This is a genomic window from Vulcanisaeta distributa JCM 11217, assembly GCF_001316005.1.
In the GTDB taxonomy this organism is placed as follows: domain Archaea; phylum Thermoproteota; class Thermoprotei; order Thermoproteales; family Thermocladiaceae; genus Vulcanisaeta; species Vulcanisaeta distributa_B.
In genome coordinates, this window is sequence record NZ_BBBJ01000002.1 from 79,513 (window position 1) to 106,104 (window position 26,592).

Sequence of the window (26,592 nt, forward strand, 5' to 3'; positions counted from 1 at the left end):
TCATAAGAAAGTATTAATAATTACCTAATAGTGCACTATTGTAATGGCTATTCGACTGCGGATTAAATTATCCTCGATCATGGGTAGGACGACGGTGACAAAGGCGCTGGTGACCACGGGTTATGAAACCCAGGAGCCGGAGGTATTAATACCGAGGGGGGGTGTTGCCGAGGACCTAAACCTACTGCCCAAGCTGCCCAGTGGTTCTGAGGTTAGGAATTACGTACTGGCCGATGGGACGGTGACTAGGTTAATACTAATTCCTAATGCAGTTCAGGTCTGGGTCCTTGAGAATGATAGGGAGGTTGGTGGTATTATGGCTCATGCAGCGGTCAGTGAGCGTGCCGATGAAGTACTACTGAGTGATAAGTTAGTTAGTAAATTGGGCATTGTTTTGCTGGATATTGGTGAGGGCATCTGGTGTTTTAAGGATGAGATTGGAAAGACTGTTAGGAGGAGCCTATAGACCCTAGGAATGCCTTAATGGCGCTTGTGAAGGTATCTATTGGCGGCTTGCCCTGGGCGAATCCCTGCCCATAAGTCGTTGATCCGCCACCCTTGCCATTAACGCTTGCGTTAAGTCTCGCCATTAATTCCCTAATGCTTACGCGCTTGGCGGTTTCAGGGCTCAGGTAAACCATGTACTCAGTTCCATTACCAACCCTATTAACAATCAACAACACGGTATTGGGCCTCGCGCTTAAATACTCCTTGGCAAACTCCTGTATGTAATTCCTATCCTCATTTTCGTACTCCATGTACGTGAAGCCAACGCCATTTATCGTAGTCTCCCTATCCATGGCCTCGGCAATATCGCCCTTAATAGCCTTCCTGGTTAACGCCTTTATCCTACCCTCCATTTTACCCACATCATTAAGTAATTCCTTAACACCCCTTAACCACATCCTCCCTACCCCCCCTACCAATTAGTTCAGACACCTCATTAATTGAATCCTCAAGGGACTCCGCGTAATTAAGCGCATGCCTACCCGTGGTGAATATGAACCTGACAACACCCTCCTGAATCTTCTCAACCTTAACAATCTTAATCATCCCAATCTCACCGGTATTACTCACGTGCATACCACCACAAGCCTCCACATCATATGGCTTTCATCAGGGCCCACCTGGACAATCCTCAGCTTAGCCCCTGGCACAGCGCCTCCCTGGTATATGTAGACTCCGAACTTCGACTCTGCCTCAGTCCTACCCAACCACCTAATGATCACTGGGTAATTGGCAACAACCATTTGATTAGCCAGCTCCTCAATCTTCCTAATCTCATCCCTACTGGGTAACTTATAATGCGTCACATCAAGCCTACTAAACGGCACATTCTTCTCCGCACCTGCCTGCCAAACATGCCTACCAAGGACACGCCTAATACTCTGAAGCAGTATGTGAGTTGCGGTGTGCATTCTCATTAGGTCGAGCCTACGGGTGGAATCCACAATGCCCTCCACAGTCTCACCCTCCATTGGTGGTTCACCCTCAATAACATGCACGATTACTGGGCCAACCCTCTGAACATCGATAACCCTCGCCTCACCTCTACTATGCTTAATAACGCCGTGGTCAGCCACCTGCCCTCCACCCTCTGGGTAGAACGCGGTCTGGTCTAGAACCACGTACTTACCCCTAATGACTCTAAGAACCTTGGCGTTGAATTGAAATAGCCTCATATTCTCATAAAATAACTCCCTGGTCTGCGGTAGGTCCTGAACCTCCACTGGATTCACATCGACCTTAGGCTTCTCCTCACCGACCTGTCTCTGATACCTAGCGGCCAGCCTTGAGTAAAAGTCATCAGGTACTGAGACGCTTAGTCCAAGCTTTGATGATGCGATATCACGCACAATCTCCGGTGGTAGTCCCTGTGAGTCATAAAGCATCATTAAGTCATCAACGGTGAGCTCCCTCTTGCCAGTCCTCCTCTCCCTATCCCTAACGACCTTATCGATGATGCCTGGTGCCTGCCTAAGTAGTTCCTTAAACTTCCTCTCTTCAAGGTCGACCAGCTCAAGTATCGTCTGTCTTTCCTCATAAACCTCTGGGTAATCATCCCTTAGAAACTCAAGTTCCATGTTCATAATCTCTGTAAGCGGCATTTCAATACCTGCAACATACATACTCCTAAGCATCCTCCTTAGTAATAGCCTACCTAGGTAACCAACGCCTGAATTGCTTGGTATCACGCCATCAGCCATCATCCAGGATAGCGTCCTACCATGATCACTGAGTATATACAGCGTCTCCTGGGCCTTAAGTATGTTCCTAACCTCATTGACATCCATACCAACCTTACTCGATATGTATTCATAGGCCTTCTCAATACTCGTAACCTCAGGGTCAAGCTGCCCAAAGTAAGTTGCCATGTGCATTAGCATTTCATTGCTTGGCTTTGGAAGACCTAACCTACTCCTTAACTTCTCAATGAATGGCCCAAAGACAGCATCATAAACGGTGGGTTTACCCGTGAGTAACCAGTAAATTCTCTCTAGCCCATAGCCCGTGTCCACGATCTTCATGGGCATCTCCACGTACTTACCATTAACGGTCCTATAATGCATAAAGACAAGCGTTGCTATTTCTAAGCCACCCACGAGAACCTCGAGACACTCACCAGCATTACCGCCGCCCTCCCAAATATTCTCTTTATACGTGATTTCATCATCCCTGAGGCCAAGCTCCTTCGTGAAGAACTCATGCGCATACTCAACAGTCTCGTCAATCCAGTAAATGTATTTATCGGGATAATTAAAGGCATGGTGAGCCATCATCTCAAAGCCCGTTAAGTGCCTACCGCTACGGCCAACCTTATCAATATCCGTAAACCTAATGCTGGGTTGGGAAAGGGTCAGTGGATTTGCTGGTGGTGGTACAATGCCCTCAGTGACCCATGCTGGAAGTCATAGATTGAGGCGCCAACTAAGTAAACATCAGACCTCCAACGCGCAACTACTGGATATCTCTTAATCCTAACATGGCCATGCTTCTCGAAGAAGTTCAGGAACCTCTCCCTAACATCCTAATGGACTCAGGCCTGAATTTGCCGGGTGGATTGCCTATGAATAGGTACGGTGTGCAGGGTTGATCACCGCAGGATTCCTGGTCCTTATTTAACGTCCAGAAGTAGTGCTTACAGTATGGGCATTGCTTCCTATAAAACCTCATCCTATCGAATAACCTCGTCCTCAATTCCTCCATAACTTAACGATAAATAAAAATGGGATTATTTTTATATTTTGTTCCTGTCGCAACTAAAATTCACTATTTACGCTTTGTCTCAAGATCTCGGAAGTACTTATACAAACCATCAACAGCCATTCCAAACAGGTGATAATGAGCTCATGTTCCTAAGCCTATCATAAACCCTCCTAAGGTCTTGATCCCTCTCCACGAGAATCCTCTCAAGGTCACTAACACTCAATCCCTCCTTAACAGCCTCCTCAGCAGCCTTACCCCCCCAAACATCCAATTGCCTGAGGTGCCTATTCAATAAGTCGGTGGCGTTGGGAACGAGCAAGTGGTGTGTATAGGCTATGTACCTTGGATTCCTAGCTATTAACTTCTTAACACTATCAACATACATGTCAAATCTGAGGGGGCTCCATTGTGGTCGGTATTATGTAATCGAGATCCTTAACATAAATACCCGCCGCATCCCCCCCAACAATGAGTATGTCCCAAGGCTCCACAATGAAGGATTGGTGATGGCTTGCATGACCTGGCGTGTGTATTACCTCCACGGTAACGTCGCCAACAGTCACCCTATCACCATCCTTAGTCTCCCTAGCATTCTTACTTGGCACCTCGAGTGGCCTACCATATAATTCGCCGAGCCAGCCCATGGCCTCCCTAGCGGGTATCCAAATAATGTCTGGATTTGGTAGGACCTTTGAACCCCCCCTTGGATGGACATAAACCTCGATGTTTGGGTTAAGCTCTGTCAAAGCCCCCCCTGTGCCTCCGTAATGATCAATATGAACATGCGTAATAAATGCGTGGGTAATATTACCTGGTAATCCTCTTAGGGCATTCCTCAGGTCATTGCTAGATATTGCTGGTCCTCCCTCAAACACGATTATTCCCTTGCCAGTGTTTATGGCGTACACCGAGACCAGGTTACTAAATCCACCGGGTTCTAGGTCTATTTGATATACGTTATTCATCACCTCAATTATCCGCACCATAATTAATGACTGGAGATTCTACTTAATAAATTATGCGATAATTACATTATATAAGACAGATTGCGTAGGTATTGCCGCTATATTTTTACGAACCAAAGAGGCTGGAGAAACCTGCTGCGATCTCCTCCTCGCTTGGGCCCTCCTTCTTCTCCTCCGTGGTCTCCTCCCTCTTTTCCTCGGCCTTCTTCTCCTCAGCCTTAGCCTCAGCCTTCACCTGCTGTGGCTGTTGGGAGACTTGAAGCCCAAGCTCAGGGGCTTTCGGCGCTATTACTGAGGCGAGTGCATTAGCCTCCACCACGGCCCTAGCCAATATGTACTGGGCGGTCTCCGGAGTTACATATCTGGCGTTAACGGCTAAGTTCAAGGCCTCCATGTGGGCCTTGGCAATGGACACCCTGAGGACCTCAGGTGTTGGATATGCCGTGTTAACCGCCAGGTTGAATGCGTACCTAACGGCATCCTCAACCATTGATCTATACGTACCAACATCCAACTTCAGGTTATCAACGGCTATCACGTACTTACCTTCAGTATTACTGCCTTTATTTTGAGAGTCTCGAATATGGGCTTTATGTTCAATTTCTTCAGGATCTCAGCGGCATCCTCATTAATCTTATCACCCTTCTTAACAACCACCGTATCCTTAACAATCCATATCTTACCATCCTGGACCTTGATTGGTATCTTCAACTTACCGAACTTACTCATTATTGGGCCTGGGCTCATGTTAGTATTACCAGCGGGTGCCACTAGGTCAAATGGCGCTACATCGCCGGGCATCGCCTCCCTCCTAACTCCTGTACTCCAAATCCACCTGGCTAACTCGAATGGGTTCTCATTCGAGAATATGAGGAGGTTCTCGCCGGTGAATAGCTTCTCAATATCCTCACCGACACTACCCATTAACTGCCTAAGCGCTATTAACACAAGGGTGTTCTTCGCCTTAATAACCCAGGCACCCCCCCTCCTCCTGAGCCAGAACCTATACTCCTGAAGAACCCTGTTGGATGTCTCGTGAATATCTATAATGAATACAGTCTCATACTTACTAAATAATTCCTTCAACTCATTAACAATCCTAACCTTCTTCTCCGGATAGGGCTTCGTCCTAACGTATGTACGCTTAAACACTGGTTGCGAAGCCATACCAACAAGAACCGCCCAAATAATGCACTTAATTAATTTTTCTTCCCAATGGGTAGGCTACGTTACTGATTAATAACGTGAGTATGAAAATATTAAGCGTTATGAATGTGATTAAGTATAACCGCCTTAATTCATTATTTAGATACCAATGGTGAGAACGTTATGGGCGGGCCCATTGTTAACTTCACGCTCACGTCCCCCCCTAATTGCTCAGGTCTAACCCTCTTAAGTATTTCGTCGAGCACCGTCGCTATATTCTCAGCAACCTGCCTTGGATCCATATCTTCAGTGCCTACCTTACACATGACCTGTGGTTGGTCCTTAACCCTAACCCTGACGCTTCTCTTTAGCCTATCAATCACGGCCTTAACGTCAGCATTTGGCTGAATAACCTCGGGCATCTTGTTCCTAGGACCCAGTATTTGACCCATTACCCTACCAATGAGCACCATCAGGTCCGGCGTGGCGACAAAGTAATCATAGGAATTAGCCAGCTTCCTAATCTCCTTCTTATTACCGGACAACTTCTCAATATCTTCCCTAGTTAGTATCGCATCCGCCTTGGCCTCCTTAGCCGCGAGAACCATGGCGCCCGTAGCCATCACGCAGACCTTTGGCTCCTTACCCTGTAATGGATGTGGTAATGCAATGGTTATGTTGAATCTATTAGCTTGATTCTTAACGTCAAAGTCCTTAAACCTAACTATTAACTCGTATGTTTGCTTAAACCTCCTCCTCTTCGCCTTTGCCTTTGCCTCCGTGACTGCCTTAATTATTGCGTCAAGGTTTAGGCTCATAATCGCGTATTGTGGAGAAACCCCTTATTAAAGCATTTTTCCCACTAATGCTGTGTTTTGATTAATTCTCTTATTTAGTTTATAACCTGCCCTCCTGCTTCAACAGCTCTTCGTACTTAGTTATCACATTATTATAAGAGCCTGAATCCAATTCCTTTAGTACTTGCTTCGGGTCCTTACCGTTGATTGTGACACCAATACTCCTGCAGGCACTTATTACCTGCTTAAGGGCATTCTTGAAGTTCCTACTCCTTAGTTCCTCCCACTTTATGTAGGCTATCTCGGCGAGTTTCTCAATGCTTATGTCACCAATCAACTCCTTAACCGCCTGATGACTACCTGTGTCCTTACCAAGAGCCTTCATTATTAGATCAGCGATTGGTGGTAGTTCAGGCTTTACGTCAAAGTTCTTCGTGTCCTCATCAATCTCTATCTCTACGAATACGTTGTTAATGCCGTAATTAGCCAGTATCTTCGTCTTTTTATTGATCTCCTCGGTGACCTTACCGACATCGACGCCATACTGACTTAATTGCTGAACCGCGGGTCCACCCGCCTTACCTGGCGCGACTGTTATCTTAACAACTCTCTTTGCCATATCGTAGGACCCGCCTAATGTAGGTATTTAACGTTTTTGCTATTATTGCTTACTTTCAATTTTCCTAACACCCTTAATATTCACGATTATAGGCATTGTACTGGATGAATCAAGTAACTCCAGGTAAACCTGCCCCCCCTCTGCCTATCGATATCCACGACCTTACCCCCCCTATAACCCTTAAATGGTTCGACGATTATCTCAACCACATCACCAACATTAATCTCCACGGGCTTTGCCAGGCTATTCACTATCTCATCAACACTCATGACACCCCTAACCATGACCCCCCTATAATGCTTAATACCTGTGGCTAGATCCTGGATCTCATAAGGCATTGAACCCTCTACAAACACAAACCCCCCCTTAAGTGCCGGTAGCACTACTATGGCGGTGATCTTAACCTTATCAAGACCCTTATGCTCAGCCCTGGCCTTGAGCATGAAGGCAACATTGTACTCCTGATTACCCACAGCCCTGAGGGCATAAACCCTACAACTCATTGCCTGCTCAGTATTGCTCATTGCCTTCCTCCTAACATAGTGAGTTAATAAAACTTGCCTAATATTGCGGATTGTCCTTAGGCCTTATCTGCGACCAAGGCCTCTCGTACTAAGTAAAACCAGTATGAGCATTACAGCCAGTATTATGACTATTGTAAGTACAACAATTAGGTTAAGCGGATATGGTAGGCTGAAGTTGGCGCTGCTCGTTAGGTATTGCTGGGCCACGCTAAATAAAAATGAGTAAACACCGAGTATCGCGACTATTAATGAACCCAACTTAAGGATTATCATGTAGTTACTTCTGGTGGGTTTCTTGGCTACCTTAAATATCCATGCGAGTGTGCTTAACCAATTCATTATCTTCTTACCTAAGCCCTCATTACTCATTGCACGGATTATGGCTAATTAGTGATTATAAAATTTTCTAACCATTCGTCACAGGATTAACTGCCTAAAGAACTCCGCCTTATTAAATGGTCTTAAGTCGTCGTATCCCTGCCCAACCCCCCCAAGGAAGTAAATGGGCCTCTTTAATTCGTATAGGAAGGTCAGTATGGCACCGCCCTTTGGGTATGCATCAACCTTTGTCACAACTAATCCATCAATCCTCACGTACTTACTATAGTACTTAGCGATATCCAGCGCCTCATTGCCGAGTAATGCGTCGGCTATGAATATCGATAAGTCCGGCCTACTAACCCTCTGTATCTTACTTAATTCATTCATTAGGTTAATGTCGGTGTGCATCCTACCTGCGGTATCAATCATTACGTAATCAATGCCCCCCCTAACCTTCGCGTGGTTTATTGCGTCATAAGCAACGGCGGCCGGGTCCGAACCATATCCATGCTTTATAACCTTAACACCAAGCTTAGCGGCGTGACCCTCCAATTGCTCAATGGCCCCCCCTGCCCTATAGGTGTCCGCTGCCGCCCAGACGGCGGTATAACCCCCCCTCTTCATTAATTGATGCGTTATTTTGGCTATTGTCGTGGTTTTTCCATAACCATTAGGACCAAGGAATAGGAGAACCACGGGCTTCTTCGTCTGAAGAATTCCTATGACCTCGTTCATGAAGTCCACATCAGGTATATCACTAAATAGCTTATTCATTACATCAATAATTCCATTCCTAATTATCGACTCCTTATCACCAAACCTAGGCACCTTAAGACCCCTAAGATAATTAACCATTGCATTACATATTGCATCAGCTACGTCAACAGCTACGTCTGACTCAACGAGCTGCATGAATAGCTCATCGCGTATCTCGTTAAGCTTATCCTCACTTAACTCGGTTGTTGTTATTGAATTAACTATTGTGTTGGTAAATGACTTAAAGGCGTTCTTTAACTTATCAAACATTAAGTAACACCTTATTGTCCGGGTTGTTGCTGTTGCTGCCTAATGGCTGCGCTTATGTATAGGAGGAAGTTATCGATGTCTGTTATCCTCTTAGCTATATCCGCTGATTGAGCATCCAGTTTTGATCTTAAGTCCTCAAATTCCTTAATTCTCTCATCAATGTAATTTATTGCGTATGACACGTCCATCTCAATTACGAAGTTCGCACCAACACTCACAAGGACTTTCTCGCCCTGCGCCGGCGAGGCTTTGATAAAGACTCCCCCCCACCAACCCCCCCAGCGTATGTGTCCTGAACCGCGCCCTTACTTAATAGTGTCAGCATGTCCTTGGCGCTCCTTAACTCATTTATTGACTGCGTCACTAATGCTAGGTTCTGCCTAACAACATCAAGTAGTGCTGCTAGGGAGTTCCTCTCCTCGATTAGTCTCTCAATGTCCTCCCTCGTTATTACTATCCTCTGTGGTTGCTGAGCCATTAATGGCATCACCACTTAACCAGTGACTCCATGGAGAGTAGCTGTAATACTTCGGTGCGTTTAACCTCGTCCTTACCTACCTCCCTAACCTCCTCAATCTTAATCATACTCCTCTTCAGCTTATGCCTACTCCCTAACTCACTATATGCTATTTCCACTGCTTCGCTGGGTTTCGTAGCTGGCAACTCCAGGGAAAACCTCTGCCACCGCATTCCAATCCTCATGCGCCCAGTTACTCTGTAAATCCTAACCGACACGTGATGCGTCTATGTATGAAATATTTAATCTTTTCCCAATATGTTTTTAAAGGAGAATTGCCATTACTAGTCAGGTGATTAGTATGGTCCTTACATGCGATGTCTGCGGTGCACCGATTGAGGGCGAGCCCGTCATCGTGGAGATTGATGGCGCAGTACTAACGCTATGCCAAAAGTGCGCCCGTAAATACACAAACGTTAAGGGGGGGGTCAGGGTGATTAAGGGTCCTTCGCAGGTTCAAGCAACGCAGCAGCCAATAACCGTCACTAGGTATGAATCTAGGAGGGGGGGGATTACGTATAGGGTTAGTAGGCCTAGGGTTAACGTTGATAGGTATGAGGTTGTTGAGAACTACGCCGAATTAATTAGGGAGGCTAGGGAGAGCCTTGGCATGAGTAGGGATGTGTTGGCTAAGGTAATCGGCGTTAAGGAGAGTATATTGAGGAGGATTGAGGATGGCCAGTTAATACCTGATGTTGAGCTTGCCAGGAAGCTTGAGAAGGCGCTTGGAATTAGCCTATTGAGGGAGTCGGAGGACGTCGGTGCGGAGGCTCAGAAGCCCGTTAGTAAGTCGCTAACTTTAGGCGATGTGGTTACTCTCCGTGAGAGGAACAGGGGTAAGTGATGTTGCTTAGTATTTATGGCAATAGTTTTAAATAACGAGTGAGTTAGAGGATACGTAGTGAGTAATAGTAGGGCTAGGGCCTTATTGCTCATTGCAGATGATATTGGAGAGAATAGGATTAGGGAATTCCAGTTACTGAGTGAGGCTGGTGGTTATGAGGTTCTGGACATAGTCGTACAGAGGAGAAAACCCGATACGCGTTATTACCTAGGCATTGGTAAGTTGGGTGAGTTGAGTCGCTCGTTAAGTCCCTTGGGCCTGACGTGGTTATTACGTATCATCAATTAAATCCAATACAGTATGTTAACCTTGAGCGCAGGTTGAGGGTTAGGGTTATGGATAGGATACTGCTTATTCTTGAGATTTTCGAGAAGAGAGCTGGTAGTAAGGAGGCTAAGCTTCAGATTGAGTTGACGAGACTCAGGCTCGAGATTCCAAGGGTTAGGGAGTTCATTAGGCTTGCCAAGATTGGCGAGCAGATAGGCTTCTATGGCGGTGGTGAGTACGCAATAGAGGCTTATTACAGGTACATGATGAGGAGAATCGCCCATATAAGGAGGGAGTTAAACGCTATTAGGAAGAGGAGGGAGATGCTCGTGATTAGGAGGAGGGATTACGGATTACCACAGGTTGCGCTCACTGGCTATACATCGGCTGGTAAGACGACGCTTTTCAATAGATTGGCTAGGGAGAGTAAGTACGTTGATGGTAAGCCCTTCGCAACGCTGGATACGTACTCAAGGCTTGTGAATTTCAATGGATTAAACGCAATATTGACGGATACTATAGGGTTTATTGATGACTTACCGCCATTGCTCATCGAGTCGTTCTATGCAACGATTGCGGAGGTCCTTAATGCAGACCTCGTGCTCTTCATGATGGATGTAAGCGATGATTATCAGGAATTCTCCAGGAAATTCATGAGCTCCATAAAGATATTCAATGATTTAGGGATTTCTAAGACTAAGATTCTGCCCGTTCTTAATAAGGTTGATTTAACGGATGGTATTGATATTAGCGATAAGATAGGCCTTGTGGAGGGTGAGTTTGGTAATTATGTATTGATATCCGCAAAGACGGGGTGGGAATCGATGATTTAAGGAATGCGGTAAGGAGTAGGTTGGAGCCGTTAATGATCGGTAAGAAGCATGATAATAGTAAGAATTTTAACCCAATAGATTAGTCATTCATTGATGGTCGAGGACCTAGAGACGTCATTATTCCTTGAGTACGCGAGGAGGAGGATAGCCTTTGAGTATGATAATGAGGAGATGGGTGAGTTAGCGTTAAGATACTAAAGACATTGAGCGAGAGGAATGAGGCCATACCAGATGAAACCCTAGCCCTAATCCTAGGCATAAGCGCGACGGAGATTAGGAGAATACTCCACGTAATGCATAGGGCGGGCCTTGTAGGCCTTGTTCGTGAGTCCACGGATCAGTATAGGTATGAGTATAAGTGGTTTATTAATAAGGAATTCATTAGAAAATTCCTAATACAGCATATAAATAATGTTGCTTCCAAGCTCATGCACAGGATAAATACGCTAGGTTCAACAACACTATACATATGCCCAACATGCTTCAGGGGCTACACACTCGATGAGGCCTATGAGTATGACTTTAAGTGCCCAAGATGATACAGAATTAGTGCAGGTGGATGTACCCTCGGAAATAACACTCCTAACCACTGTAATTAAGAATTTGCGTAGGGAGGAGAAGGAGTAATGATTTTTATGTGTTTGTGCATTAATGAGGCTTGTTAATACTTACCCTTAGATAGCACCCTGGCTGCTGTAATTAGTGGATGCCAGATGGGGGCTGTTGGCGGTGAGTATGATAGGTCTGCGAAGAAGAAGTCATCGATTGTTGCCCCCCCTTACCTATCAATGCCGCTGCAATGTCTATATAACCAGCAACTATCTTATCTGGCCCAATTACCTGGACTCCGAGGACCCTATTGCTTGGTTCATCCATTATCATCTTAATGTTGACCTGTACACCACCTGGGTAGTAATGGGCCGTGGTCCTGGCCCTAATTGTAGCAGACACAGGCTTAAACCCCCCTCCTCCCTCGCCTGCTTTTCCGTGAGCCCAGTCCTAGCCACATAGAGGTTGAATACCTTAGTCACAGCCGTACCCAACACACCTGGGAACTTCAGGAACCTACCCTTAACGGCATTAGCACCGGCAACCTGCCCCCCCATCTTATTAGCCGGCGGCGCCAGGGCAACATACATCCTCTTCCCAGTAATTAAGCTCCAGGTTTCAGCAACATCACCTGCGGCGTAAACGTTAGGTACTGAGGTCTCCATATACTCATTAACCCAGACAGCCCCCCCAGTCTCGCCGAGCCTTGCACCAGCCTTTACCGCTAGATCCACGTCGGCTTAACGCCAACGCCCATGACCACCTTATCAACGTCATACTCACCCTTCTCGGTAATGACTTTACTCACGTGGCCATTAACGCCCTTAAAGCCAACAACCTTCTCATTAAGGTGTAGCTCAACGCCATTCTTAATGAGCTCATCATGTATTAGCTTAGCCATGTCTTCATCAAACGTCGTTGGTAATACGTGAGGCATCATTTCAAATAGGAGTACCCTCTTACCGAGGTTCCTAAGCGCCTCGGCAACCTCAAGGCCTATGTAGCCACCACCAACCACGGCAACGGTACTCGCCTTCTCGACCTCCTCCCTCAATTTAGGTGCCTCATGCGGGAGTCTAAGCGTCAATATGCCATTTAGGTCGTGGCCCTCCACAGGGAGTGTTATTGGTTTTGCCCCCCCAGTGGCTATTATGAGCACGTCCCATTGATACTTAACCGTTTCATTACCCTCCTTGGCATACACGACCTGGTTCTTAGTGTCCACATCAAATACCTCAGCATTTATTTTAACGGTTATTCTTCTCTCCTTAGCAAACTCCTCTGGGGGGGTATATATCGCTAGGTCCTGAGCCTCCTTAACCACGCCACCTATGTAATATGGTATTCCACAGGGTGCATGGCTTATGAATAGGCCTTATCAAGCATTACAATCTCAGCCTCCGGGTCTAACCTCCTAGCCCTAGCAGCTGCTGACGCGCCAGCGGCGCCACCGCCGACTATTACAACACGTTTTCCCATATAACCTTCAGGACTACTACGACTTAATTAGTTTTTCCATTAACTGCAATCGCCATTGAACCTCATTAATAACTCATTAATTATCTTCCTAGCGGTCAATGCATGTCTCCTTCTGATGGGGGGGTATTGAATCGCTAATTCAGTACCACCTAACTTACTCGCTCTTCCATACTTAATGCACTCAGCCACGTATCTGCTCACGTGGGATGTTAATGTCCACGCTATTAATTCATGAATAACACCATCATCGATAACGCTTGGTATTCTCTTCATCATCTTTATAAACGTTGATGAAACGAGGTACTTCCTATCAAGTATGTAATGGAGGAATTCGTGAACGAAGGTGTCAACCACATTGCTTATATCGTTTAACGTAAGGTCTCCCTTGGAGAGAACGTCATTTAATCTAAGTAGGTCCCAGATTGACAATGCGATTGCCTCGTTCCTATTAATGAGTATTATTTTCCCATAAATAGTCGGGTTATGAGTAAGTAATATCCTTGGCATGTCAGTCTCAAATACCCTACTCATTATCGTTGACGCCTTTAGTATTAATCGAAAGTACGTATCCGCATTACTCCTTGCAATGCTTACCCCCCCATTATCAACGTAATACTCACAATCGTTATTGCACGTGATCATTAACTTAATGAGCAGCGACGGGCTCGCCTTAATAGTTACTATGTATGTACGGCCATGCTCTCTCATACTCTCTATAGTTACGTACCTATTAACGTCATAATCCTTCATGAGCGATTCCATGGTATCTTTAGTGATTAAGGCGTACTCCTCACCATGAGGCATGAAGTCAGGATTAACGGAACCCAATAAATTTAGTATTAGGTCGAGGGAGGATAACGCAATTTTTAATTTAATGCGTTGTCTATTAAGTAAGAATACCAATGTATTTATGGATTTTAAGTTGCTTAGGAGATCATTATGAAGCTTTCCAACATAGTTCCATGATAAGTTAGTCAGCATGTTAATTATCACTGAGGCAGTATTAATTTTATTATCCGTAATTTAAATGATTCTTTTTAGTGCATTGACTATCCTTCTGCGCAATACTATAAAATTTCCAGGTAATGCATCTACCACGTGCCCTTGCCAATAGTCGGTGGTGTTAAGCTCCTTGGATCACAGAATTGGGTGGCGTCGCCTCGGAACACCCCCCCGTGGCCAGTAGGTTGGGTCTTGATGTTCTTAGCCTAGGTGGTAATGCCGTTGATGCTGCAATAACAACATCACTTGCGCTGGCCCTTACGCAACCGCACCTGGGCGGCCTTGGTGGTGACTTCTTCGCAATGATTTACATCGCCAGGGAGGGGAGGGTTTACTTCCTAAATGCGAGTGGGTGGGCACCGCGGAGACTGAGTAGGGAGTTATTAATGCAAAGGGGGTTGAATGCGGTACCAATAAGGGGTCCGCTATCGCCTGTGGTTCCTGGATTATTGGCAGGGCTTCATGCGATGTGGAGGCGATTTGGAACCGATGAGTGGAGATCCTTAGTAAGACCTATCGTTGAGACCGCGAGGAGGGGGTTTTCCAGCAAGTCCAAGCTTCGTTAAGGCCATAGAATCACTTAAGGGTGACATTGTTAATAATAATGACTTCAAGTCAGTTTACCCAATAGATGCCAGGCCCTGGGATGTGATTAGGATTGAGCCGTTGATTAGGACCTTCGAATTAATAATGGAGCATGGACCCGACATACTTTACAGAGGGGAGGTCGGTGAGGCTCTCGTGAATTACGTGCAGTCTATTGGCGGTGTTATGGAAATGAGTGATTTAACCGAGTATGAACCTGAGTGGCGTGATCCACTGAGCATTGATTATAAGGGATTAACGATCTATGAGTCACCACCCAATACCCAGGGCATAACCACATTGATGATATTAAAACTCCTGGAGAAGTTGAATGTTAATGTTAATGCGTGGTCACGTAGTAGGATTGAGACCTACCTGGGCATTTATAGGATTGCCTATGAGCTTAGGGACTCGTACGTCGGTGATCCAAGGTTCGTTGACGTACCAATCAACAAACTCCTTGATCCAGAATTCCTGGTATCCACGTACATGTCTAGGGTTAGTAAGCAATTGAGTGGCTCTGGCGATACCACATACTTCGTGGTCGTGGATAGGGAGGGTAATATTGTAAGTGCCATCCAAAGCTTATACCAGCACTTTGGCTCATTAGTTACCGAGCCTAAGTATGGGATTACACTCAATGATAGGGCCTCGGATTTCTCAATGGATGGTCCTAACGCATTAATGCCAAGGAAGAGACCGCTTCACACATTAAGTACTGTAATAATCACTAAGGATGGAGAACCAAAGTATGCGCTTGGAACCTCTGGGGGCCCACTTCAGGCCGCAGCAGCACACTTTATTTATAACGAACATTGTTGATTATGGATTAAGCCCTGTGGAGGCAATAGACGCGCCCAGGTTCCTGTGGGATAGAAAGTCATTAATCATTGAGGAGGGTTACGAAGTAACGGGCTTAACAGAGCCCCCCCACCAAGTAATTAAGTACCCTGGGCGAACAGGCGTGGCGAGCATAGCCGCATTTCTCAATAATGGTAAGAAACTACTCTACGCCGACATACGCGGAGATGGTCTGGCCCTCGGTCAATAGCCTCATGTTTAGTGACCACGAATGTATGTGCGTGTAGGGAAATGCTTATAAATAGGATATCTATCCTATCACCGTATGTCGAGAGGTATCTCGAAAGCGTTAGTTGTGGGAATAGCCGTAGTAATCGCCGTGATAATCATAGCCCTATACTACGTAACTCAAGCCCATACATTAAGGCAGGGTATGCATAGCGCTGGCGTTAATTATCCAATAACGGTGGTTGACTACCTGGGCCGTAACATCACGATATACTCACAACCAAGTACTATAGGTACTGTAAGCCCTGACTGCACACAAATAATATATGCATTGGGCTTTGGCGATAGGGTTATTCTAATTGACATTTACTCCGAGCAATTACTTAAATACCTAAACGTCACAGTGCCGAGTAACGCCACTATTATTAGCTCGATATATGGATCACCACCAATAGAGCCAATAATAACCGCGCACCCATCACTGCTTTGCGCAGATGCTGGTTTCCAGCCGCAGCTTGCGCAGAGTGTTGGTACGTTAGGTGCGGCTAACATTACCGTGATATTCATAGGTGGTACGAGCAATACGAACGTGACAGGCATAGAAAGCGACATAATGCTAATGGCTAAGGCGCTTGGTGTTCCAGGTAGGGGGGGTGAGGAGGTAATAAGTCACATGAATGCCGTCATTAACTACGTAGTAAGTAAGGTCTCGAATGAGCCCAGGGTGACCGTAGCCTACATATCGTGGTATAACCCAATATACGTCGCGGGTAATTCCTCATTCGTTGGTTACTACATTAATCTAGCCGGTGGTTATGATCCATTCAACGGCATGTACCCCCCCACGGTAAGTCCAAGCCAATTACTCACGGTTAACCCTGACTATATAATCGCCGATGACTTCATGGGCAATTACACGGCAACCCTCCAGGCAATACTCTCAATACCTGGGATAAATAGTACGAATGCCGTTAGGGAGGGCCACGTATACGTACTTGGTAATTTCGCGGAGAGCCTCATTGAGGAGCCTGGACCACTCTCTGTTTATGGGGGCTTTATTACTCGCCATGATACTTCACCCAAGCGCATTCGGCCTTAATTCAACGGCAATACCACATTATATAAGTGCCCAGTGGGTTAATCAGTACGTTAAGCCTAACCTAAACATTACATTAAGTGGTGGGTGATTACGACGGTAAAGGGCTCCACCATTAAATTCCTTTGGATCTTTACTCCATTGTTATTAGTAGGTATAATTCTGAACCTAATTATTGGTGAAGTTACTATTCCATTAAAGGCATTATTTGACCCAACGAATACTTACAAGGTTATAATAATGGATATTAGACTGCCTGAGGTACTTGCGTGCTTAATAGTTGGTAGTAACCTGGCAGTTGCTGGCGCGGTCATGCAGGCCGTGTTTAGAAACCCACTTGCGGAGCCTTACGTGACCGGTACGGCATCTGGGGCATTGCTCGGAGCGTTGCTAGGCTTATTAGCATACGCGGTATTCAAGGTCTCCCTTCTCTCACCAATTATACTCATGCCAATACTATCATTCCTAGGCGCCTACTCGCCACAGCTATTGTGATTATCTTCGGTAGGGGGGGATATTGGTTATCCCTCATCCTGGCGGGTATTGCCGTTTCAATACTATTCTCATCAATTGTAATGATACTAGACACGTACTTACTAACTATAATTCCAACACTGCCAGCAATTATTTACTTATTATTCGGCACGGTAAGTGGTGTTAATTGGAGTGATGATGTTGTTATGCTTAGCGTGAGTTTGCCAATCCTAGTGTACATGGTCATGAGTGGTCATGAGATTAATTTGCTAATGATGGGTGACGAGGTGGCTCAAGCCGGTGGTGTAAGTCCTAGGGCATTTCGAAACATACTAATTACCTTAGTTGGGTTAGTGACTGCGGTATCGGTATCTTTCACGGGTATTATAGGTTTCGTGGGTCTCATGACCCCCCCTCACATAACTCGATTATTAATATCGAGCTCAGATAATTCAAGGGTCATACCATTATCGGTTATTTCGGGCTCCACAATAATGCTCTATGCAAATGTTGTTAGTAAGGTGTTGGTTCCCGGGGGTTGTTATGCCTATAACGGCAATAACGAGTCTCTTTGGTGTCCCAGTATTATTAATATTGCTTAGGGGTGGTCGTAATGGGTGATTACGTGGTTAGATTCGTGAATGCCAGGATTGGTTATGAGGAGCCGATCATTAGGGATATCGCGCTTAATATACCAACGTCAAGCCTAACAACGATACTTGGGCCAAATGGGTCTGGAAAAACCACGTTGCTTAGAGCCATAATAAAGTATGCGAGGCTCTTTGGCGGTTATGTCTACATTGATGGCAAGAGCATTAGTGAGGTATCGATTAGGGACTTACCGAGGTATGTATCGTACTCGCCAGCTGAGATTTACTCGCAAATGGCGTTAACAGTACTCGATGTGGTTATGAGTTCACGAAATGGTAGTGGTTGGGTAAGTAGGATGAAGCGATTGCCGCACTTAAGTACCTGGGCATAGATGGCATTGCGAATAGGATGTTTGATGAATTGAGCACTGGTCAGAAGAGGCTTGTTTTGATAGCAAGGGCGTTGGCTTCGAAGGCTCCATTACTATTGATAGATGAACCAACGTCAAACCTGGACCTCGGTAATAAGTATAGGGTTATCCATACGTTGAGGAGGATCGTTAATGAGAGGAGGGTTACGGTGATAGCTGCTGGTCATGATATTGACCTGGCGTTGGCCAGTGATTGGGTTGTGGCGTTGAAGGATGGTGAGGTTATGGCGATGGGAGCCCCAGATGACATAATCAACGGTAAGGTTTTAAGTGAATTATATGGCGTTGATGTGGAGGTTTTTGACGTGGATGGGCATAGACTTGTCTATGTTCGTGACGACTTCGGAAAATCCCATCATTAGTTATGTTCATTTCATTTTAGATCACTAAGAAAAATTTATTTAATGCGTTGTCCTAGGTAATCGCCGTTATGTTTGGATGGGGGGGTGGGCGCATATTAAGGATTGATTTATCTAAGAGAAAATTCGTTGTTCAATCGCTCGATCCATTACTCGCCCAGAATTACATTGGCGGTAGGGGCTTCGCAATCAAGACCTTATGGGACGAGTTACCACCGGGTGCTGACCCATTAAGTCCATTAAATAAGCTAATATTAGCAGTCGGCCCATTAACGGCATTACCAATACCCAACAGCGGTAAGTTACTCGTAGCCGCCAAGAGCCCATTAACTGGCGGTTATGGTGATGGAAACATCGGCTCATGGCTTGCCATTCACATGAGGAGGGCAGGCCTTGACATGATAATAATCGAGGGTAAGGCAGAGAGACCTACGTACCTATACATCGAGAATAAGGGCGATGAGTTTAGGGTCGATTTTAATAGTGCGGAGGATTTATGGGGGGTCTTGACTCCTTCACCACAGAGGATAGGTTGAAGAGAATTCATGGCAGCGACGTTGGCATGGTACTAATAGGACCCGCTGGTGAGAGGCTCGTGAGATTTGCAACCATTGTTGCGCAGAAGGGTCGTAGTGGTGGTAGGCCCGGTATCGGCGCCGTCATGGGTAGTAAGAACCTGAAGGCCGTGGTCATGAGGGGGGGCCATGGCGATGTTAAGGTTGCAGATCCAGCACTTAGGAAGATAGGCGTTGATGCCATAGTGGCTACGAAGTCCAAACCTAATTACCCATTCTGGATGAGGCAGGGCACCACATCAACTGTGGAGTGGGCTCAGGAGGCCAGTGTGTTACCTACGTATAACTATACTGAGGGTCAATTCGATGAATACGAAAAAATAGGCGGCTTTGCAGTTGAGAGGAGTAAGGTCATGACGAGGTCTTGCCCGCAGTGCATCATGGCGTGTGGTCACGTGGTTAAGGACGCTGAGGGTGAACTTGCGGAGCTTGATTATGAGAATATTGCAATGCTTGGTAGTAACCTCGGTATTGGTGATTTGGCGAAGGTGGCTCACCTAAATAGGATTGCGGATATGATGGGCATGGACACGATAAGCTAGGTTCCACGCTGGGCTTTGCAATGGAGGCCTCGGAAAAGGGCCTTCTTAAGGATAAGATTGAGTGGGGTGATTATAAGAGGGCTGCTGAGGTTGCCATGGACATAGCGCTGCAAAGAACGGAACTAGGTAGGTTACTTGGTAAGGGCGTTAGGGCTGCATCGATGGAGTTGGGGGGGCCCGAGGCCACGGAATTCGCAATGCATGTTAAGGGTCTCGAGATAAGTGCTTATGATTGCCATGCAGCGCCTGATGGCGCTCGCATTCTCCACAAGCCCCCCCATTGGCGCTCATCATAAGGATGCCTGGTTAATATCCTGGGAGGTTCAGAGGGGGTAGGTTTGACTATACCAGGGAGAAGGTTGAGAAGCTCATTGAGATGCAGGATATTAGGGGCGGCCTATTCGAGACTATTGTTACGTGTAGGTTCCCATGGGTTGAGGTTGGGCTTGAGCTTGATTGGTACTTCCGCCTATTTAAGGCTGCCACGGGAATGGACATGAACATGGAGATACTAAGTACAATAAATAATAGGATTTATACACTAATTAGGGCGTTTTGGATTAGGGAGTATGGTCATTGGGATAGGGCTTACGACACACCACCTGCTAAGTGGTTTAAGAGACCGCTAAGTAAGGGTCCGCTTAAGGGTGCTAAGCTTGATTATGATGGCTACCAGAAAATGCTTAGTTGGTATTACGAATTAAGGGGGGGTTGGGATGAGAGGGGGGGCATACCGAGGAGGGATACCTTGAAGCGTTTAGGACTTGATTTTGTTATTCCGCAGCTCGAGTCTAGGGTTAACCTTAATTGAATTTAATAACGAATTAAGTTTATATAATGATTATATGTGATTTGTGGCAATGAGTAATGAGTGCCGCTTACCTTTGTTTGCGGATTGTAAAGAGGTTGATGATAGCATTAAGTGCCCTGGCGATAGTGGCTATAGTGTCATACCATTGTTTGGTAAGAGGGTTAGGGTACGTAAGGACTCAGCGCCAATAAATCTCATGGGTTGTTTAGATGAATTATCAAATACCGCGAACAACGTCAGACTTAACTTTAGTAGTAATGACGTTGGTAGGATTGCGGCTATGGTCATGGCCTTATCCATGCAGCTAAACGCTTACCTGGTTCAGGGTAGTGATGAGAGGCTGGCCAGGGTTAGAAACGTGGAGGAACTATTAATGTCTAAAATTGCTGAATTATGCCGTGGATTCAAGGGACCTCTTGGCTGGATAATAGCCACTACGCCTGAGCTCCAGGCCCTTGACACCATGAGGGTCAAATTGAGGGAATGCGGTAGGATTGCTGCGTCAATGCTTGATGATTACCCATTATCAGTTAACATAATCGGTGTTATGAACCATGCCGATAAATTAATTGCCCAGGCCATGTATTGCCTGGGTGGTCATGTGTTTAGGTCGGTCGATGATGCTATGAATTACTTACTAAGTAATGCCACGGGATAAAGACAGATTTATTAGCTAATAATTATTTGTAAATTATTAATGGAGAGTACGGATAGGATTAAGGAAAAGTATGATGAGTGGGTTAGAGAATTCCTATTACCAACTCTTAAGAAATTACCTGAATGGAGGAAGTTCGCAACGTCATTCGGGATTGAGGTAAAACCACTATACACGCCACTGGATATTAAGGGTGATTACCTGGAAAGATTGGGATTCCCTGGCGAGTACCCATTTACTAGGGTATATACCCAAGCATGTATAGGTCGAGGCTTTGGACGTTCAGGGAGTACTCAGGCTTTGGTTCGCCTGAGGATACGAATAGGAGGTATAAGTTCCTCATATCGCAGGGACAGACAGGCCTGAGTGTTGCCTTTGACTTACCGACACAGTTGGGCCTCGATCCTGACCATGAGCTTGCATATCCTGAGGTTGGTAAGGTCGGTGTTTCAATTCCTGAAGTAGTTTCCATGTCCATACTCTTTGATGGTATTGACATCGGTAAAATAACCACGTCGTTCACGATAAACGCCACGGCGGCGGAGATACTGTCCATGTACATAACGGTTGCTGAGAGTAGGGGGGGTATTGATAAGGCGGTGCTTGATGGTACTATTCAGAATGACATACTCAAGGAGTTCATAGCGAGGAACCTATACATCTATCCGCCGCTTCACTCAATGAGGTATACAACGGACATAATAGCCTACACCTCTAAGAACCTACCCAAGTGGCACCCAATAAGCATCAGTGGTTATCACTTTAGGGAGGCGGGCGCCACGGCGGTTCAAGAACTCGCCTTCACGTTGGCCGACGCCATTGAGTACACTAATTGGGTTATAAATAGGTGGAAAATGAACGTTGACGACTTCGCACCAGGCCTATCCTTCTTCTTTGCAGCAACAACGAATCTCTTCGAGGAGATTGCGAAGTTTAGGGCTGCCCGTAGGCTCTATGCAAGGATTATGAAGGAGAGGTTTGGAGCCAAAAAGCTTGAGTCCATGAAGCTTAAGTTCCATGTACAAACATCGGGGGCTGCATTAACGGCTCAACAGCCCGAGGTTAACATCATTAGGACGACGATACAGGCATTAGCTGCAGTACTCGGTGGTGCCCAATCACTCCATGTTAATGCCTATGACGAGGCATTGGCATTGCCTACGGAGAAGTCCGTGAAGCTTGCGTTAAGGGTTCAGCAGGTAATTGCGTATGAAAGCGGAGTTATTGATTCAATAGATCCGTTAGGTGGTTCGTACTACATTGAGTGGCTTACGGACACGATAGAGGAAGAAGTCATGAAAATAATTGATTATATTGACAGGCTTGGCGGTATGACAAAGGCCGTGGAGATTGGCTACCCACAGAGGCTATTGCCGAGTCCGCGTATCAGTATCAGAAGATGGTTGAGGAGGGTAAAATAGCCGTGATTGGAGTCAACATGTTTAGGGAGGAGGAGGAACTCCACATAGAGCTTCATAAGGTCGACCCAGTGTCTAGGGAGAGGAGCATTAGGCGTGTCAGGGAGGTTAGGGAGAACCGTGATAAGGAGGCCTGGGAGAGGGCACTCAATGAGTTGAGGAGGGCGGCTGATAGGGATGATGAGAATGTGTTCCCGTACATACTAAATGCGGTTAAGGCTAAGGCAACCGTTGGCGAGATATCGGGCGTATTACGTGACGTCTGGGGGGGTGAGTATAAACCACCGTCCATTTACTAAGGAAAGATTTTTAGGGCATGATTCACGTCTAGTGATGAGGTATGCCTAAGCCCAAGATAATCATCGCCAAACTTGGTCTTGATGGGCATGATAGGGGGGGTGCTAAGGTCATCGCCAGGGCCTTGGCTGAGGCAGGCTTTGAGGTTGTTTACACGGGTATTAGGCAGACGCCTAGCCAGGTCGTTGAGACTGCGATTCAGGAGGATGCGAAGTTAATAGGTATTAGCATATTGTCGGGCTCGCACATGGAGCTTGTGGGTGAGTTAATGAGGATTATGAGGGAGAGGGGGGGTTTGAATATACCCGTGCTTGTTGGTGGAATAATACCTCCTGAGGATAGGGATGCATTACTGAAAATGGGTGTTGCGGGTGTTTATGGACCAGGCACACCACTTAAGGAGATAATAGAGATCGTAAAGAAACTCGTGGGTGTGGCATAATGAGTGCAGGTATTAACGAGTTAATCGAGAGGGCGCGAAATTGGGATAAATCGGCCATAGCTAGGTTAATTACGTTAGCTGAGGATGGCGTTGAATTACCGCTAAGTATTCAACGTAGGAGTCACGTAATCGGCATAACGGGGGGGCCTCCAGGCTCAGGTAAGAGCACGTTAATTTACGCAATGGCTAGGAAAATACCCCAGGATAAGAGGATAGCCATTTTAACGATAGATCCCTCAAGCCCATTCACCGGTGGCTCCTTCATGGGTAATAGAATTAGGATGCAGGAGCTTACCTCAAGACCTAATATATACATTAGGAGTATGGCTACCAGGGGGGGTATTCGTGGTGGGCTTAATTATGCAACAATAGCTGCGGTGAACATACTTGAGTATGCCGGTGCGGATTACATACTCATCGAGACTGTCGGTGCTGGGCAGTCCGATACCGATGTTAAGTATGTGGCTGACACAATACTCGTCCTAGTACCACCACTCTCTGGTGATGAAATTCAAGCGCTTAAGAGTGGTCTTATGGAGATTGGGGATATATACGTCGTTTCAAAGTCCGATAACCAAGCATCTGAATCGACATATAGGGATTTATTAGCTATGGTTGACATGATGAGGGAGGTTAAGGGTGATTCCTGGAGACCTACCGTGGTTAAGGTGTCCGGTTTATATGGTTATGGAGTTGATGAGTTGCTTAGGTTGATTGATGATAGGTTCAGGGAGTTGATTAATAATGGTAAATTGAATGAAACCCTAACTAGCAGGAGGTTACTTGAAATGAGGCTTTACGCATATGACCTACTTGAGAAAAAGCTTATTGAAAGTAAGGAGCTTGAGAATGAAGTTATTAATGGCAAATTATCACCTCAGGAAGCCGCAAGGAGGTTATTAAGTATGGAGATGCCAAGGCTTGACCATGTGGCCATTGCGGTTAAAGACCTCAACAGCGCTGTTGAGAAGTTCAGGAGATTGGGGGGGCTTAAGGTTAGTGACCCTGTAATTGTTGAGGAGCAGGGGGGGGTTAAAGTCGTGATGGTGTGGCTTGGTAATACTAGGATTGAATTACTTGAACCACTTAATCCAAGTTCCACAGTGGCTAAGTTCCTGGAGAGTAGGGGGGGTGAGGGCATTCATCACATAGCCCTTGAGGTTGATGACTTGGATGAGTTCATTAAGAGGGTTCAGGAGGCAGGTCTTACACTTACTGGTAAACCAAGTAAAGGCGCTGAGGGTATAGTCACGTTCATACACCCAAAGAGCCTTAATGGTGTTCTCCTTGAGTTAGTTCAGCGTAAGGCTTTCAATGAGTGATCTTTAAATAATCTAGAGGTGCAGGTTCAGCTTGCGTGAAAAAGAGTAGGTCATTTGAGCGTGGCTACACAATCGTGTTTAGAGGAGGGGGGGATTCAGTAAAGTATTCATTAATATTACTCACAATAATAGTTCCCTACTTAATGAGTCTATACGTACGTGAAACAATAATTACGTACCTTAAGTCGTTAATTATTTACGGTGTGATGTTCCTATCAGTGCTTATAACCCTTAGGGCTATGGTCTCCATACAATCATATAGGGGCTTTGGTACAACGCTATCGCTATTTAGTACCGCGCTTGCAGTTATAGTCGACTTACTAATAACATTGGTTACTCATAAGTTTGTGGTTGGTTTTGGCGCATTATCATTCGTCTTACCATTAAGTGCCATGATAATGGTGTTAAGGGGGGGCCTTGAACATAACGGAAACTCCATGAAAAAGTACATACTATACCACTGTATACCCTGCCGAGCATATTAATCATACAATTAATTTCATTCCTCATGATCGGCACAATAAGCCCTCTGAAATACGTGATTTTAGACCTGGCATTTTACACATTCTCCTTCCTATTTATTTACTACGTAATTTTTAAGTTCGAGGCATCATATGGAGGCGTTGATATACTTAGGTTATTTAGTTCATACTTATATACGGCCCTCTTCGAGTACTCAGAGCCATTTGAGAGGGAATTGAGCAAGAGGTCTGTGATTAAAGACGTTAAGGTGCACCTATTCATGCTTAATCACGACAATAATGTCTATACAGTCACAATACCTGAGCTGCATGCCGGTCCAATAGCCAAGGTAGGCGGTGGCTATTTAATTAGCGACCTTGTTAACGAGTTAAGTCGCTATGTCGACCCAGTGGTTTATATGCATGGTGTTGGTAGTCATGAGCTGGATCCGGCGACGAGGATTGATGTGCGTAGAGTGGTTAGGGCGGTGGCTAGTAAGGTTAGGGAGTATTTAAGTGGACATTACGTAAGTGATGAGTGCATTGGAAAGATGCCCATTCAGATACAAAGTCGTAACTTTAGGGTAACGCATATACCACTTTGTGAGCGGTCACTCGTGATTGTTAGTCGACTTATCAAGTCCAGTGACGATATTCCTCTTAATGTTTATGAGGAATTGAAAAAGAGAGTAAAGCTCAATTGGGATAATGTAATATTAGTTGATGCTCAAAATTATTATTCAGATGATAATACGTGGGACGAGGACGACATTAACGAACTAGCATCGTTACTAAGTAAGATTGGGGGGGAATTGGAAGACCAAAGGCTCGAAGTAAGATCATGTGTAAATCACGTACCTAAGCACGCCTTTGGACCAATACAGTTTGAGATTGGTGATAATGGCTTAATAACATGGGGGGGCTTAGATATAAATGGTAAAAAAGTCCTGCTGGTTATATTTGATGGTAATAATCTAAGGAGGGAATTGGCTGATGCAATAATCAATGAGTTTAAGGGTATTTTTGATATTGTCGAGGTCCTAACCACGGATAATCACCAGTACACGGGCATTGCCAGGTTCACGAGAAGTAGGGGGGGGTATAAGATCGTTGGTGATTCGATAAGCCATGAATTAATAATGAGAAATGTAAGGAGAAGTGTTAAGCATTGCCTCGGTAACCTGGCAATAACCCATGTGAAGTATTACCCAGTCATTGTTGAGGGTGTTAGGTTGATAGGTGATTCATTTAATAACATGGTGAGGGCTGCTGAGAGGGGCACTATGGATTGGAAGAAGCACTTCACAGTATTGATAATACTGCCGATACTAACGATGATGATCCTAGGAATAATACTCGGTATTCTTTAATACTTAATAAATACAAAAGGTTTAATAGAGAGGTCTACG

The 26,592-nt window shown here is 45.6% G+C and carries 24 protein-coding genes and 9 pseudogenes; 17 read left to right on the plus strand and 16 right to left on the minus strand.

Annotation, left to right across the window (positions count from 1 at the left end):
- Nucleotides 1–79: 79 nt before the first annotated feature.
- Nucleotides 80–466, plus strand: coding sequence for a hypothetical protein (locus tag JCM11217_RS02440; protein ID WP_243678102.1), 387 nt, complete (start codon nucleotides 80–82; stop codon nucleotides 464–466).
- Here JCM11217_RS02440 and alaS read toward each other — a convergent pair.
- The 12 genes and pseudogenes from alaS to rpl18a form a co-directional block, all read right to left on the minus strand.
- Nucleotides 450–3,207 (minus strand): annotated as a pseudogene (gene alaS / locus JCM11217_RS02445) (alanine--tRNA ligase). The gene JCM11217_RS02440 and the pseudogene alaS sit on opposite strands and share 17 nt — an antisense overlap.
- Nucleotides 3,208–3,316: 109 nt before the next feature.
- Nucleotides 3,317–3,592 carry a hypothetical protein gene (locus tag JCM11217_RS13000; protein ID WP_243678103.1) on the minus strand — a complete coding sequence of 92 codons (276 nt, stop codon included), beginning with the start codon at nucleotides 3,590–3,592 and terminating at the stop codon, nucleotides 3,317–3,319.
- A gap of 1 nt (nucleotide 3,593) precedes the next feature.
- Nucleotides 3,594–4,193: an MBL fold metallo-hydrolase gene (locus JCM11217_RS02450; protein WP_243678104.1), complete on the minus strand. Its 600-nt coding sequence runs from the start codon at nucleotides 4,191–4,193 to the stop codon at nucleotides 3,594–3,596.
- A gap of 85 nt (nucleotides 4,194–4,278) precedes the next feature.
- Nucleotides 4,279–5,339 (minus strand): annotated as a pseudogene (locus tag JCM11217_RS02455) (50S ribosomal protein L10).
- Between the two features lie 134 nt (nucleotides 5,340–5,473).
- Entirely contained in the window at nucleotides 5,474–6,136 is a 663-nt protein-coding gene (locus JCM11217_RS02460) for a 50S ribosomal protein L1 (protein WP_054841950.1), read from the minus strand.
- Between the two features lie 79 nt (nucleotides 6,137–6,215).
- Nucleotides 6,216–6,734 (minus strand): hypothetical protein, encoded by a 519-nt coding sequence (locus JCM11217_RS02465; protein WP_054841951.1) that lies wholly within the window; start codon nucleotides 6,732–6,734, stop codon nucleotides 6,216–6,218.
- An 86-nt stretch (nucleotides 6,735–6,820) separates the two neighbouring features.
- A complete protein-coding gene (locus tag JCM11217_RS02470; protein ID WP_243678105.1) occupies nucleotides 6,821–7,258 on the minus strand; it encodes a transcription elongation factor Spt5 in 438 nt (145 codons plus the stop codon).
- A gap of 63 nt (nucleotides 7,259–7,321) precedes the next feature.
- The gene (locus JCM11217_RS02475; protein WP_054841952.1) at nucleotides 7,322–7,627 is read right to left on the minus strand and encodes a hypothetical protein; all 306 of its coding nucleotides are present in this window, start codon (nucleotides 7,625–7,627) and stop codon (nucleotides 7,322–7,324) included.
- Nucleotides 7,628–7,675: 48 nt separating this feature from the next.
- Entirely contained in the window at nucleotides 7,676–8,605 is a 930-nt protein-coding gene (ftsY, locus tag JCM11217_RS02480; protein WP_054841953.1) for a signal recognition particle-docking protein FtsY, read from the minus strand.
- Between the two features lie 11 nt (nucleotides 8,606–8,616).
- The gene (locus tag JCM11217_RS13005) at nucleotides 8,617–8,823 is read right to left on the minus strand and encodes a hypothetical protein (RefSeq protein ID WP_243678106.1); all 207 of its coding nucleotides are present in this window, start codon (nucleotides 8,821–8,823) and stop codon (nucleotides 8,617–8,619) included.
- Complete coding sequence (locus tag JCM11217_RS13010; RefSeq protein WP_243678107.1) at nucleotides 8,820–9,083, minus strand: hypothetical protein; 264 nt, start codon at nucleotides 9,081–9,083, stop codon at nucleotides 8,820–8,822. The genes JCM11217_RS13005 and JCM11217_RS13010 overlap by 4 nt, the downstream gene beginning before the upstream one ends.
- An 8-nt stretch (nucleotides 9,084–9,091) precedes the next feature.
- Nucleotides 9,092–9,340, minus strand: a complete 249-nt coding sequence (rpl18a, locus tag JCM11217_RS02490; protein WP_054841954.1) for a 50S ribosomal protein L18Ae — start codon at nucleotides 9,338–9,340, stop codon at nucleotides 9,092–9,094.
- An 83-nt stretch (nucleotides 9,341–9,423) separates the two neighbouring features.
- Here rpl18a and JCM11217_RS02495 point away from each other — a divergent pair, with 83 nt between their 5' ends.
- From JCM11217_RS02495 to JCM11217_RS13015, 3 genes and pseudogenes are all read left to right on the plus strand, one after another.
- The gene (locus JCM11217_RS02495) at nucleotides 9,424–9,966 is read left to right on the plus strand and encodes a multiprotein bridging factor aMBF1 (RefSeq protein WP_054842073.1); all 543 of its coding nucleotides are present in this window, start codon (nucleotides 9,424–9,426) and stop codon (nucleotides 9,964–9,966) included.
- Nucleotides 9,967–10,023: 57 nt separating this feature from the next.
- A pseudogene (hflX, locus tag JCM11217_RS02505) lies at nucleotides 10,024–11,066 on the plus strand (GTPase HflX).
- Between the two features lie 203 nt (nucleotides 11,067–11,269).
- Nucleotides 11,270–11,605, plus strand: coding sequence for a hypothetical protein (locus JCM11217_RS13015; RefSeq protein ID WP_243678108.1), 336 nt, complete (start codon nucleotides 11,270–11,272; stop codon nucleotides 11,603–11,605).
- A 160-nt stretch (nucleotides 11,606–11,765) separates the two neighbouring features.
- On the opposite strand, the gene JCM11217_RS13020 is transcribed toward JCM11217_RS13015, so the two are convergent.
- The 4 genes and pseudogenes from JCM11217_RS13020 to JCM11217_RS02520 all read right to left on the minus strand — a co-directional run bounded on the left by JCM11217_RS13020 (nucleotide 11,766) and on the right by JCM11217_RS02520 (nucleotide 13,922).
- Nucleotides 11,766–12,017 carry a hypothetical protein gene (locus tag JCM11217_RS13020; RefSeq protein ID WP_243678109.1) on the minus strand — a complete coding sequence of 84 codons (252 nt, stop codon included), beginning with the start codon at nucleotides 12,015–12,017 and terminating at the stop codon, nucleotides 11,766–11,768.
- Nucleotides 11,945–12,939, minus strand: a pseudogene (locus JCM11217_RS02515) (FAD-dependent oxidoreductase). The gene JCM11217_RS13020 and the pseudogene JCM11217_RS02515 overlap by 73 nt, the downstream one beginning before the upstream one ends.
- Nucleotides 12,940–12,977: 38 nt before the next feature.
- Nucleotides 12,978–13,094, minus strand: coding sequence for an NAD(P)-binding protein (locus tag JCM11217_RS13025; protein ID WP_243678110.1), 117 nt, complete (start codon nucleotides 13,092–13,094; stop codon nucleotides 12,978–12,980).
- Nucleotides 13,095–13,133: 39 nt separating this feature from the next.
- The gene (locus tag JCM11217_RS02520; RefSeq protein ID WP_243678111.1) at nucleotides 13,134–13,922 is read right to left on the minus strand and encodes a hypothetical protein; all 789 of its coding nucleotides are present in this window, start codon (nucleotides 13,920–13,922) and stop codon (nucleotides 13,134–13,136) included.
- Nucleotides 13,923–14,269: 347 nt separating this feature from the next.
- Between JCM11217_RS02520 and JCM11217_RS02525 the strand changes: the two are divergent.
- The 13 genes and pseudogenes from JCM11217_RS02525 to JCM11217_RS02575 all read left to right on the plus strand — a co-directional run bounded on the left by JCM11217_RS02525 (nucleotide 14,270) and on the right by JCM11217_RS02575 (nucleotide 26,553).
- A pseudogene (locus tag JCM11217_RS02525) lies at nucleotides 14,270–15,503 on the plus strand (gamma-glutamyltransferase family protein).
- A gap of 16 nt (nucleotides 15,504–15,519) precedes the next feature.
- Nucleotides 15,520–15,732: a hypothetical protein gene (locus tag JCM11217_RS13030; RefSeq protein ID WP_243678112.1), complete on the plus strand. Its 213-nt coding sequence runs from the start codon at nucleotides 15,520–15,522 to the stop codon at nucleotides 15,730–15,732.
- A gap of 75 nt (nucleotides 15,733–15,807) precedes the next feature.
- Entirely contained in the window at nucleotides 15,808–16,809 is a 1,002-nt protein-coding gene (locus tag JCM11217_RS02530; protein ID WP_243678113.1) for an ABC transporter substrate-binding protein, read from the plus strand.
- 84 nt (nucleotides 16,810–16,893) lie between these two features.
- A pseudogene (locus JCM11217_RS13035) lies at nucleotides 16,894–17,882 on the plus strand (iron ABC transporter permease).
- An 11-nt stretch (nucleotides 17,883–17,893) separates the two neighbouring features.
- Nucleotides 17,894–18,318: pseudogene (locus tag JCM11217_RS13040) on the plus strand (ABC transporter ATP-binding protein); the annotation flags it as partial.
- A 15-nt stretch (nucleotides 18,319–18,333) separates the two neighbouring features.
- A complete protein-coding gene (locus tag JCM11217_RS13045; protein ID WP_243678224.1) occupies nucleotides 18,334–18,663 on the plus strand; it encodes an ABC transporter ATP-binding protein in 330 nt (109 codons plus the stop codon).
- Nucleotides 18,664–18,731: 68 nt separating this feature from the next.
- Nucleotides 18,732–20,588, plus strand: a pseudogene (locus tag JCM11217_RS02550) (aldehyde ferredoxin oxidoreductase family protein).
- Between the two features lie 49 nt (nucleotides 20,589–20,637).
- Complete coding sequence (locus tag JCM11217_RS02555; RefSeq protein ID WP_054842075.1) at nucleotides 20,638–21,246, plus strand: cobalamin adenosyltransferase; 609 nt, start codon at nucleotides 20,638–20,640, stop codon at nucleotides 21,244–21,246.
- 39 nt (nucleotides 21,247–21,285) lie between these two features.
- A pseudogene (locus JCM11217_RS02560) lies at nucleotides 21,286–22,960 on the plus strand (methylmalonyl-CoA mutase family protein).
- Nucleotides 22,961–23,001: 41 nt separating this feature from the next.
- Nucleotides 23,002–23,400, plus strand: coding sequence for a cobalamin B12-binding domain-containing protein (locus JCM11217_RS02565; protein WP_054841959.1), 399 nt, complete (start codon nucleotides 23,002–23,004; stop codon nucleotides 23,398–23,400).
- Entirely contained in the window at nucleotides 23,400–24,722 is a 1,323-nt protein-coding gene (gene meaB, locus JCM11217_RS02570; protein WP_054841960.1) for a methylmalonyl Co-A mutase-associated GTPase MeaB, read from the plus strand. The genes JCM11217_RS02565 and meaB overlap by 1 nt, the downstream gene beginning before the upstream one ends.
- A gap of 35 nt (nucleotides 24,723–24,757) precedes the next feature.
- A complete protein-coding gene (locus tag JCM11217_RS13050) occupies nucleotides 24,758–25,207 on the plus strand; it encodes a hypothetical protein (RefSeq protein ID WP_243678114.1) in 450 nt (149 codons plus the stop codon).
- 23 nt (nucleotides 25,208–25,230) lie between these two features.
- The gene (locus JCM11217_RS02575; RefSeq protein WP_243678115.1) at nucleotides 25,231–26,553 is read left to right on the plus strand and encodes a DUF2070 family protein; all 1,323 of its coding nucleotides are present in this window, start codon (nucleotides 25,231–25,233) and stop codon (nucleotides 26,551–26,553) included.
- Nucleotides 26,554–26,592: the final 39 nt, after the last annotated feature.